This is a genomic window from Oscillatoria sp. HE19RPO, assembly GCF_024220515.1.
In the GTDB taxonomy this organism is placed as follows: domain Bacteria; phylum Cyanobacteriota; class Cyanobacteriia; order Cyanobacteriales; family Laspinemataceae; genus Laspinema.
The window spans coordinates 1-9,858 of record NZ_JAMXOT010000183.1 but is presented as its reverse complement, the minus strand read 5'-3'; the positions used below and the strand labels follow the sequence as shown (position 1 = coordinate 9,858).

Annotated in this window: 11 protein-coding genes; 7 read left to right on the top strand and 4 right to left on the bottom strand. The window is 49.5% G+C overall.

The window, feature by feature from the left end:
• Nucleotides 1-249: 249 nt before the first annotated feature.
• A complete protein-coding gene (gene speA, locus NG833_RS17215) occupies nt 250-2,262 on the bottom strand; it encodes a biosynthetic arginine decarboxylase (protein WP_254566514.1) in 2,013 nt (670 codons plus the stop codon).
• Nucleotides 2,263-2,570: 308 nt separating this feature from the next.
• Here speA and ndk point away from each other — a divergent pair, with 308 nt between their 5' ends.
• Nucleotides 2,571-3,020 carry a nucleoside-diphosphate kinase gene (gene ndk / locus NG833_RS17210; protein ID WP_254566513.1) on the top strand — a complete coding sequence of 150 codons (450 nt, stop codon included), beginning with the start codon at nt 2,571-2,573 and terminating at the stop codon, nt 3,018-3,020.
• Nucleotides 3,021-3,123: 103 nt separating this feature from the next.
• Here the strand turns inward: ndk and NG833_RS17205 are convergent, their stop codons facing one another.
• Complete coding sequence (locus NG833_RS17205; protein ID WP_254566512.1) at nt 3,124-3,897, bottom strand: TerC family protein; 774 nt, start codon at nt 3,895-3,897, stop codon at nt 3,124-3,126.
• Nucleotides 3,898-4,332: 435 nt separating this feature from the next.
• On the opposite strand from NG833_RS17205, the gene psaM reads away from it, so the two are divergent.
• Nucleotides 4,333-4,428 (top strand): photosystem I reaction center subunit XII, encoded by a 96-nt coding sequence (gene psaM, locus NG833_RS17200; RefSeq protein ID WP_015148281.1) that lies wholly within the window; start codon nt 4,333-4,335, stop codon nt 4,426-4,428.
• Between the two features lie 357 nt (nt 4,429-4,785).
• The gene (locus NG833_RS17195; protein ID WP_254566511.1) at nt 4,786-5,163 is read left to right on the top strand and encodes a hypothetical protein; all 378 of its coding nucleotides are present in this window, start codon (nt 4,786-4,788) and stop codon (nt 5,161-5,163) included.
• Nucleotides 5,164-5,325: 162 nt separating this feature from the next.
• On the opposite strand, the gene NG833_RS17190 is transcribed toward NG833_RS17195, so the two are convergent.
• On the bottom strand, nt 5,326-6,117 hold the full coding sequence (locus NG833_RS17190) for a tetratricopeptide repeat protein (RefSeq protein WP_254566510.1): 792 nt from the start codon (nt 6,115-6,117) through the stop codon (nt 5,326-5,328).
• Between the two features lie 108 nt (nt 6,118-6,225).
• Between NG833_RS17190 and NG833_RS17185 the strand changes: the two genes are divergently transcribed.
• A complete protein-coding gene (locus tag NG833_RS17185; protein ID WP_254566509.1) occupies nt 6,226-6,432 on the top strand; it encodes a hypothetical protein in 207 nt (68 codons plus the stop codon).
• Here NG833_RS17185 and ctpA read toward each other — a convergent pair.
• Nucleotides 6,429-7,667 carry a carboxyl-terminal processing protease CtpA gene (gene ctpA / locus NG833_RS17180; RefSeq protein WP_254566508.1) on the bottom strand — a complete coding sequence of 413 codons (1,239 nt, stop codon included), beginning with the start codon at nt 7,665-7,667 and terminating at the stop codon, nt 6,429-6,431. The two genes, NG833_RS17185 and ctpA, sit on opposite strands and share 4 nt — an antisense overlap.
• 626 nt (nt 7,668-8,293) lie before the next feature.
• Between ctpA and petB the strand changes: the two genes are divergently transcribed.
• The 3 genes from petB to NG833_RS17165 all read left to right on the top strand — a co-directional run.
• Entirely contained in the window at nt 8,294-8,962 is a 669-nt protein-coding gene (gene petB, locus NG833_RS17175; protein WP_254566507.1) for a cytochrome b6, read from the top strand.
• Between the two features lie 102 nt (nt 8,963-9,064).
• On the top strand, nt 9,065-9,547 hold the full coding sequence (petD, locus tag NG833_RS17170) for a cytochrome b6-f complex subunit IV (RefSeq protein ID WP_254566506.1): 483 nt from the start codon (nt 9,065-9,067) through the stop codon (nt 9,545-9,547).
• A gap of 117 nt (nt 9,548-9,664) precedes the next feature.
• A partial coding sequence (locus tag NG833_RS17165; RefSeq protein ID WP_254566505.1) for a hypothetical protein occupies nt 9,665-9,858 on the top strand: 194 nt, incomplete at its 3' end.

Below are 9,858 nucleotides of genomic sequence, written 5' to 3'. Positions count from 1 at the left end.
GCCTCTACATTAGACCTCTTGTAAAATAACGGATTACTCCCCTTTTGAGACTTGAGCTTAAAAATGTGTAGAAGCGATTCGCGAATCGCCTCTACATTAGACCTCTTGCAAAATAACGGATTACTCCCCTTTTGAGACTTCACCTTAAAAATGTGTAGAGGCGATTCGCGAATCGCCTCTACATTAGACCTCTTGCAAAATAAGAGAATTTGGCCAGAGGTTTAATCCAGAAGTTTGTCTGCCTTAGACCTATGTCGTTAAATAAGTGTAACGACCCAAACAGCGCTCGTAATTTTGCAGCAATCGTTGAGATTCCTGTAGGGTAATATTCCCATCCTTTAACGCTTGTTCCGTCTGCTTGCGGATACTTTCAATCATGTCTTCAGCATCGTATTGGACATAACTGAGGACTTCTTTCATCGTATCCCCCTTAACCACGTGCTCGATTTCATAGCCTTTGGGAGTCAGCTTAATATGCACAGTATTGGTATCCCCAAACAAATTATGCAGATTGCCCATAATTTCCTGATAAGCACCGCCGAGAAACATTCCTAAATAGTACGGTTCCTCGGGTTTGAGGCGATGCAATTCCAGAACGTGCTTGACATCGAGCAAGTCAATGAATTGGTCAATTTTACCGTCACTATCACAGGTCAAATCCGCCAGAGTAGCGCGCTCCGTGGGTTTTTCATCTAAGCGATGAATGGGCATAATTGGGAATAATTGGTCGATCGCCCAACTATCTGGTGCCGATTGGAAGACCGACAAATTAATGTAGTAGATGGAGGCCATAATTTTTTCCAACTCCTCCAAATCATCCGGGACATAATCGACACCCCGAACAATTTCTTGAATTTTCCCACAACAAGCCCAGTAGAGTTGTTCCGCCCTGGCGCGTTCCCGCAAGCTCAAATAGCCGAAATTAAATAAGCTAATCGCCTCCTCTTTAAATTGGATGGCATCGTGATAGGCTTCTTGGTAATTTTCAGCTTTAATCGAGTGATAGGTATCTGACAGATTCCGCAGAATCAGATGTTCTTTTTCCGTACTCGGTTCCGGGGGTTGAATCGAAACATCACTGGTGCCGAGAACATTAAAAATTAACACCGATTGATGGGAGGCGATCGCCCGTCCACTTTCACTAATTAGAGTCGGCATCGGCACCTGACCTTCTTCGCAAGCTTCCTTCACTTCCGCCACAATATCATTGGCGTAGTTTTGCATATTGTAGTTTTTGGAAGCATGGAAATTGGTTTTAGAGCCATCGTAATCGACGCCTAAACCACCGCCAACATCCAAATACTTCATATTGGCTCCCAACTTGGCCAACTCTACATAAATCTGGCTGGATTCGCGGATAGCATCTTTCACCTTGCTAATGGCAGAAATTTGCGAACCAATATGGAAATGTAACAACTGGAGACAGGAGAGCATATCAGCGGCAGCAAGTTGATCTACCGCATGGATGATTTCAGGAATAGTCAGACCAAATTTAGCCCGATCGCCCGAGGAACCCCCCCAGCGGCCAATCCCTTTGCTCATCAGTTTAGCCCGCACCCCTAAGATGGGCTGAATCCCGAGGTTTTTCGAGGCAGCGATCACCATCTCCACCTCTTCCAACTGTTCGATCACCACGATCGCCCGTTGACCCAGCCGCTGGGCTAAAATTGCCGTTTCAATGTATTCTCGGTCTTTGTAGCCATTACAAATCACCAGGGCCCCCTCGGTTTTCAGCGTCGCGAGGGCAATCATCAGTTCGGGTTTAGAACCTGCTTCCAGGCCAAATTGATGGGGTTGACCGAAGCGGACTAAATCCTCAATCAGATGGCGTTGTTGGTTGCACTTGACTGGAAATACACCCCGATAGACTCCGGGGTACTTGTAGCGAGCGATCGCCTTAGAAAAGCAAGCATTCAACCGCTCGATCCGGTCTTCTAAAATATCCGAAAAGCGAATCAGCAGGGGTAAATCCAGATTACGCTGTCCGAGGGCTTGGACCAGTTCTAGTAAATCCAACGACCCACCGCGATCGCCCCGGGGAGAGACCGTCACATGACCTGCCGCATTAATGGAAAAATAAGGCTCTCCCCAGCCTTGAATCCGATACAGTTCCTCACTCTCCTCAATCGTCCAAGGTTGTGCCTGCTTAGAGGGATGCAACACAATTGGGGCGATCGCCCCTGACCCCCGGTCTTCGGTCCCGTTCCCATCCGTCGAGTTTTCCCCGAGGTTGGTCTCGGCGATATTTGGCTTAACTCCCATAATTTCTTCGCGGCCTTGCAACAACGCGCTCCCAGTCCATTCAATCGTTAATTTTCATCCCGCCAAGGGATGTCATGCAGCGCTCCCTTTCCCTGGATTAACCGGGGTGAATTCGGCCTCAACCGGCAGAATAAAATAGCGCTCTCATAACCGTGGATGTTAGCATATTGCACGAAAACTCGTGTATTTCAGATAACACCGAACCGATCAGTTGAGAAATTGGTTCAGGCTCCGACCTGGAGGAGGGGACGTTCTGAGATAGGCTTAAAGGGTGATAGTTGTTAATCGTCAAGTGCTAGGAGATTGGTTTGGAACGGACATTTATCGCAATCAAGCCCGATGGAGTCCAACGCAAACTCATCGGGGAAATTATTCGGCGGTTTGAAGCCAAAGGGTTTACCCTGGTGGGACTGAAAATGATGAGCGTGCCTCGGGAGTTGGCCGAAAAACATTACGAGGTTCACCAGGAAAAAGCGTTCTTTCCTGGGTTAGTGAAGTTCATCACCTCGGGTCCATTGGTGGCAATGGTATGGGAAGGAGATGGAGTGGTTTCTTCCGCTCGAAAAATCATTGGTGCAACCAATCCCTTAACGGCAGAACCCGGGACGATTCGCGGCGACTTTGGTGTGAGTGTCGGACGCAACTTGATCCACGGGTCCGATGCGATCGAAACTGCTGCCAAGGAAATTAGCCTGTGGTTTACACCGGAAGAACTGGTGAGTTGGGATTCAGCGATGGCAGGTTGGCTTTACGAATAGCGGCGATCGGCCTTTTTATTTGGAAGCCGAGACTTTGAGGCTCCAGGACTAAGCGGTCAGAATTAAGAATTTCCCTGGGTGAATTCTTAATTCTTCTCGACGCTTAGTCCTGAATGACTTCTTCCGTTTCTTGAATTGAAGCCAGGGCCTCTGCATCGTTACTCATCATTGCAGATTCAACGACGTTTTCCAGTTCAGTCTCAGGCTTTTTGAGGGAAAATCCCCAGATGAATAACACCACCACCGAGGAAATCAAGAACCATTCCGGTAGGATGAAATCGGCATCAAACACGCGCAGCAGCAGACGCAATCCCACCAAGCCTACGGTAATATAGCCCGCATCTTCGAGGTGGACATATTCATCCAACCAGCGGATAAATAACCCCGCCATAAATCTTAGGGCAACAATGCCAATGGTTGCGCCGGTCACAATCAACCAAATTTCTGAGGAAACAGCAATGGCGGTGGTGACACTATCCAACGAAAAGGCCAAATCCGTCATGGCAATGATGGGAATTGCTTGCCACAATGAATTATATTTCGGGCCACTGCGCTGATTGTCTTCGCCTTCTGAGGACGTAAAATATTGAAAGACTAACCACAACAAATAAAGCGCGCCAACGAGCTGGAACTGCCAAAAGTTGATTACCCAAGTGGCGGTAAAAATCAGCGCTATCCGGAGGATAAAAGCGGCCAGTAGACCAAAATTGAGGGCCTGACGCTGGATCTTGGGGTCCGATAATCCTTGGGCAATCGATGCTAGGGCGATCGCATTGTCTGCCGAGAGCACCGACTCCAACGCTACTAAAATCAGCAGCAGGAAACCTGTTTCAATTCCGATATTATGGGGATAAAAATCACTAAATCGGTCTAGCATTAACGAAAAATTTTCCTTGATAGCGGTCACGCAGGGAAACCAAGCCAATCATTACGCCATGATTTTCCCTCTTTCTGCCTTTGAGTCGCGAAAAGCCCTCATCTGACGAGGGATTTGGGCCGGTGAAGCCCTCTGTGCGAGTCGAGAGCAGTCGGCTAGTTGCAGCGACCTCGGTCAAAATCGGGGGCAATCACTTAGGCTCGAATGATCAGCGGTCTTCAATCAGCTTAACCTTTTATTACAAATTTCAGTACACCGGATCTCCCGTTTCCGGGAATAAATTCGGCCTGATCCCCCTCGTTGAGAGTCCTGTTGAGTCCCGAGAGGCAGTAAAATGGCAGAACTATTTGTTGCATATTGTAACAATGGGTTTCCTCACGGCACGAAATAGCCGACATTAGTTAAAAATATCCAAATATCAAGGAGGTCTGAATTATGGGAATCTCTGAAACCCAAGTCTTAGTCGCACTGGTTGTTGCTTTAATTCCGGGAATCTTAGCCTTCCGTCTGGCAACCGAACTGTACAAGTAAGGTTGTCCCAGTCTAAGGGATCAGGGCCGGTCCAGGAACCTTGCCTAGAGTAAGGGTCCTTGACCGGCTATTTATTCGGGAACCTATTTCCTAAATTAATGCGAGACCCCAAAATCGCTAATCAGGATCCCCTAACGGGTGGATCCGGGGGATGATTGAAGGGTTGAGGAATTTTTTGCAAGCCTTTTTCAAAAAAAAGTCTTAAGGTAGGCTGTTGATCTCTAAACAAGGGAGTAGAATTCAGGTGGGATACGCGCTCGTCCTGCCGCGCAACCACAAAGCCCGGGTTAGATCGGGTCAATGCTTTTTTTTGAATTGAAACTGATATTTCAGGCAAGGTAAGGGATAGTCACTCTCATGAATGCAATTCAACCCTCAACGCCCCATTTAATACCTGTGGAAACGCGACGTCCAAAAAGACGCGGGTTGTCGCAACAGCACCAACGGCGACATCTTTACCGGGCGATCGCCGCTGAAACGACGGTGAAGTTAGCCGTCAACGCGGTGCTTTCGGTGGTTGCTGTCTCTGCGGTGATCACCCTGCTTCCGTATCAACAATCTCGGCAGCAAGATTTACAGGATATTCGGGCTGAAGTCAACCATGTTGAAACTCGCGTGAATCGCTTGCAAGCCGAACTGCAACGGTTGATGGCTCCGGAACAAGCGACGAGTATTATGGAAGAACACAGCTATCGAGTCGATCCCAATAAAGTTCAAATTGTGATTGATAAATAAGCCGACTGCCCCAGTGAAGCGTTAACCCCTTTAACAAGGCGGGTAGGCAGGGTAAGAGCAGGCTTACACAAATAGCATAACCTTGGCATCTTTTGCCGGTTATGCTTTCGTGACGGTTTTTATCCGAGGAAGTAGGACGATGGCTCTGATGAACATTCTCATTTAAGAAGTGGGATCGGTGTCGGAGGATCCAATCAGTTCATGAATCCAATTTTTGACCAGCGATCGCAACCGAGTGGATACTTCAGGGGATGAAGCGGTAGATTCAGGCAGAAATTCCAGGGCCCGTCGATAGTCGGCGATCGCCGCGTTCCATTCTCCCATCACATGATAGGTCCGGCCTCGTTCCGCAAAAATATGCCCTTCAATTTGCCCGAGTCCCAAAGCTATCTCAAAATTCTCGATCGCCAATTCATAGATTTCCATTTCTCGCAAGGTGATCCCCTGATTGATCAGCGCCCGCACGTTAAACGGATTCAGGTCGATCGCCATGTCATAATCCAAGGTTGCTTCTACGCGCAACCCTAAAGCGGCATAGCAATTGCCCCGATTGTTGTAGGCTTGGGACAGTTGAGAATCGAGCTCAATGGCATAGTTATAATCAGCCAGGGCCTTCTCATACTCCCCACTTTGAAAATACATCAACCCCCGATTGTTGTAGTCAATCGCACTGGCGAGATTCTGAGAGACTAACGAACTCAGCAGGGCGATCGCCCCGGCATAGTCTCCCCGTTGAACCGTCAAACTCGCTTGTTGACGTAACTGCTGCGGGGATAACCCTTGGGACCCCAATGCCACCCCAGTGGGGGAGGGGCCTTCCCAAGTAGACCGGCGCTGGCGTTTGCCCCTTGCAGGCCCCTTAACCAGACCCGACCCTTGATTTGTCAAAGCCGAATCCGGAGTGCAGGGATAGCTATTTCTATGTTGCTGATGACCAAAAAAGCCAGGATTCATACTGTTTCATCCTCTTCCATAACCCACTAGAATCACCTTACCCAGGTCCTCTCCAAGTTGGCTTTGCGGATGTGTCACTTTTCAATCCGGATCGTCCCGGGTGAGGGAGTGCGACTTGTCCTTTGTCAAACCGGCGTCTATCACTCCCGAACGGGTTCAGGCGATCGCCCTTACACCAGGTATTTTAAATCCATTGAACGGTTTAGACCCTTAAACCGCCTCCCGTGGTTCAAATTTGACCCAGGACGGCCCCTGTCCGGTTCAAGCCGAGTCGCTGAAGCACCCCCTGGATCTGGACAACCGCCCCAACCCTAGTGGACACCCGCCACCACCTTGGGATCAATGAGTAAGTCCAATGCCGCTTGATATTGGCGATCGAACTCCGTTGCCAAGCGATCGCGTGATATCGGCTCTAATGCCACCTCTTTATCCGGAACGATCCCCAACTTATGGATATCCCGGTGATTTGGCGTTTCGTACTTCGCCACGGTTACCGCTAATCCCGAACCATCGGCTAAGTCAAATAGGGACTGAATCAACCCCTTGCCAAAGGTTTTTTCTCCCACCAACAAGGCTCGTCCATTATCCTGTAGAGCACCGGCCAGAATTTCACTGGCGCTGGCAGTTCCGCGATCGACTAACACCACTAAGGGATCGTCGGTCAATGCTTCATCCATCGCTTCAAAGCTGCCGACTATGCCTTGTCGGTTGACTGTATATACTATCGTACCGCCATCGAGCCACAATCGGGCAATTTCTATCCCCGCTTGTAAGAGTCCCCCCGGATTGCTCCGCAAGTCGAGAATGTAGGCATCCGCCCCTTGCTCCTCAAACTCCCGCACCGTTTGGGCAATTTCTGTGGCTGCATTGGCGTTGAATTGACTCAGGCGAATGTAGCCCACGGAACGACCATCAGGAGTTTGCTGCAATTTTGAGTTAACGGGGTTTAAGGCAATCAACTCCCGCACCAGAGGAACCTCTTCCACCGCTTGAGTTTCGGCTCGCCTAATGGTGAGGGTGACGGGGGTTCCAATGGGGCCGCGCATTCTCGCTGCGGCTTCATCTAAGGTTAAACCCACCGTAGAGGTGCCTTCAATTTTCAAAATGCGATCGCCCGGGAGCAATCCCGCTTTCTGGCCTGGGGACCCATCAATCGGGGCAATCACGGCGACGGTTCCCGTCTCCTCATCTAGGGCAATTTGTAAACCCACCCCAGTTAACTCTCCCGAGGTGTTCACTTGTAAACTTCGATACTGATCGGGTTTTAATAATCGGGTAAAGGGGTCATCCAAACTCGCGAGCATTTCTTGAATCTGCCCATAAGTTTCTTCACGATTTTTTAGGGGATGTTTCAGTGCCTTTTGCCGCACGAACCACCAATTTTGATGGTTAAAACTCTCATCTACATAAGAGTAGTTCACGATCCGCCACGCTTGTGAAATCAACTGCTGCTCTTCGGTTAGGGCCAATGCCTCTGGCGTCCACCAGCAACAGGCAAGGGTAAATTGCAAGACCAATAACAGCCCTACTCGGAATACTCGTTTTGCCATAATGCCGATTTTGAAAGGTTGATTAAAGCTTATATCAAATTTTATAAGTCTAAATGTATGAGCTCAAGTTACCCCAGGTTAGGGGATTTCGCTATCTAGCATTAGGAGGACTTACTCCGGTCCCCTCCCCTGTGTCTTGGTCCGGGTTAGGGTGGGGTCCTCTATTTGACGCGCGATTCCCTACGGGATAGCTCCGCTTACCGCTCGTCAAGAGGAATGAGTGGGTGGAGAGTTCACGCGCAAGCGCTATGGCGCTTGCGCGTAGAAATTAGGTTGGACCAACCTCTATACAGGTGCGATCGCCTCTCATGAGTGACGCGCAGTCGGCGATTCCCTACGGGATAGCTCCGCTTACCGCCCGGTCAAAAGAACCCCACCCTAACCCGGACCAAGACACAGGGGAGGGGACCGGAAGTAAGGCGATCGCCCCCTTTGAGGCTGACCTTTTCTCATAAAAGTAACCCCCCACCTTCCCGGCTGATCCCCACCCCAATCCTTTGTACCGGAGGGGCAAGGGGAAAGGGATTAGCGGCGATCGCCAACGGGACTTAGATTTATGAAAATAGTGTTTAGATTATGTTACATTTTGGAAGAAACGCATTAATCTTTTCGGAACGCTTGCTGCAATGTTTTCCAAAGACGTAACGAACTCCAAAACATACCAGTGGTTTGAAGAGCGCCTCGAAATTCAGGCGCTTGCTGAGGACATCACCAGCAAGTACGTCCCTCCCCATGTCAATATCTTCTACTGCTTGGGCGGGATTACCCTAGTCTGCTTCCTCATCCAATTTGCCACTGGGTTCGCGATGACCTTCTATTATCGCCCCACCGTTACCGAAGCCTTTTCCTCCATCCAGTACCTGATGACTGAGGTCAACTTCGGCTGGCTCATCCGTTCCGTTCATCGCTGGTCCGCCAGTATGATGGTCCTGATGATGATTCTGCACGTGTTCCGAGTGTACCTAACCGGCGGTTTCAAAAAACCTCGGGAACTCACCTGGGTCACCGGCGTGATCTTAGCAACGATTACCGTCTCCTTTGGCGTCACCGGCTACTCTCTCCCTTGGGACCAAGTGGGTTACTGGGCCGTTAAGATCGTCTCTGGGGTACCCGAAGCCATCCCTGTTGTCGGTTCGACCATTGTTGAACTGCTTCGCGGTGGGACCAGTGTGGGTCAAGGCACCTTGACTCGCTATTACAGCTTGCACACCTTCGTGTTGCCTTGGCTGATTGCCGTGTTCATGTTGCTGCACTTCTTAATGATTCGCAAGCAAGGTATTTCCGGTCCCTTGTAAAGAGATCCTTGCTTGACATTCATCACCCTGCGATCGCTGTATCCTTTTAGCAATTGCAGCCAAGACCTGCCGACCTTAACAATAAGGAGAGGATTCTCAAAGATGTCTATTTTGAAAAAGCCGGATCTGAGCGATCCGAAGTTGCGGGAGAAATTGGCAATGGGGATGGGCCATAACTATTATGGCGAACCCGCTTGGCCAAATGACCTGCTGTATGTCTTCCCCGTAGTTATTCTCGGGACGATCGCCCTGTGTGTTGGATTGGGTGTTCTCGACCCTGCAATGGTCGGAGAACCCGCTGACCCCTTTGCCACCCCTCTGGAAATTCTGCCCGAATGGTATTTGTGGCCTTCCTTCCAGATGCTGCGTGTCGTTCCTAACAAACTGTTAGGAATTGCCTTGATGGGTGCGATTCCCGTTGGTTTGATGGTTATTCCCTTTATTGAGAATGTCAACAAATTCCAAAACCCCTTCCGTCGTCCTTTGGCAACGGCAGTGTTCCTGTTTGGTACTTTGTTCACCATCTGGTTGGGAGTCGGCGCAATCATGCCGATCGACAAGTCTCTGACTCTCGGTCTATTCTAAATTTTTCCCGGTTCAATTCCCGGTTAAATATAAGACGCCCCTGTTCTCAGATGTACAATTGTACTCCTGAGATGAAGCAAGGGCGTCTTTTCATTTGGGATTACAAAACAATCCAGGATGCCGGTACAATCTTGGGAAGAAAAATGGGGTTTCTTGAGACAATTCATCACAATTAGGGTATTCCAACAAATAAATCATCCTTGCTTTGATGCGATCGCACCTAACAAGGCTCTTTTAGCCCGCGCAGGCGGGCTTTGTCCGTGTAGCCCCACCCTTCAGGGTGCGGGTTTTTTGAAGGTTTTATTTTTTGG

What these genes read in the sequence shown, in the direction of transcription:
- speA (WP_254566514.1), bottom strand. Translation starts at nt 2,262, where the DNA reads ATGGGAGTTAAGCCAAATATCGCCGAGACCAACCTCGGGGAAAACTCG.
- ctpA (WP_254566508.1), bottom strand. Translation starts at nt 7,667, where the DNA reads ATGGCAAAACGAGTATTCCGAGTAGGGCTGTTATTGGTCTTGCAATTT.
- psaM (WP_015148281.1), top strand. Translation starts at nt 4,333, where the DNA reads ATGGGAATCTCTGAAACCCAAGTCTTAGTCGCACTGGTTGTTGCTTTA.
- NG833_RS17205 (WP_254566512.1), bottom strand. Translation starts at nt 3,897, where the DNA reads ATGCTAGACCGATTTAGTGATTTTTATCCCCATAATATCGGAATTGAA.
- NG833_RS17195 (WP_254566511.1), top strand. Translation starts at nt 4,786, where the DNA reads ATGAATGCAATTCAACCCTCAACGCCCCATTTAATACCTGTGGAAACG.
- petD (WP_254566506.1), top strand. Translation starts at nt 9,065, where the DNA reads ATGTCTATTTTGAAAAAGCCGGATCTGAGCGATCCGAAGTTGCGGGAG.
- NG833_RS17190 (WP_254566510.1), bottom strand. Translation starts at nt 6,117, where the DNA reads ATGAATCCTGGCTTTTTTGGTCATCAGCAACATAGAAATAGCTATCCC.
- petB (WP_254566507.1), top strand. Translation starts at nt 8,294, where the DNA reads ATGTTTTCCAAAGACGTAACGAACTCCAAAACATACCAGTGGTTTGAA.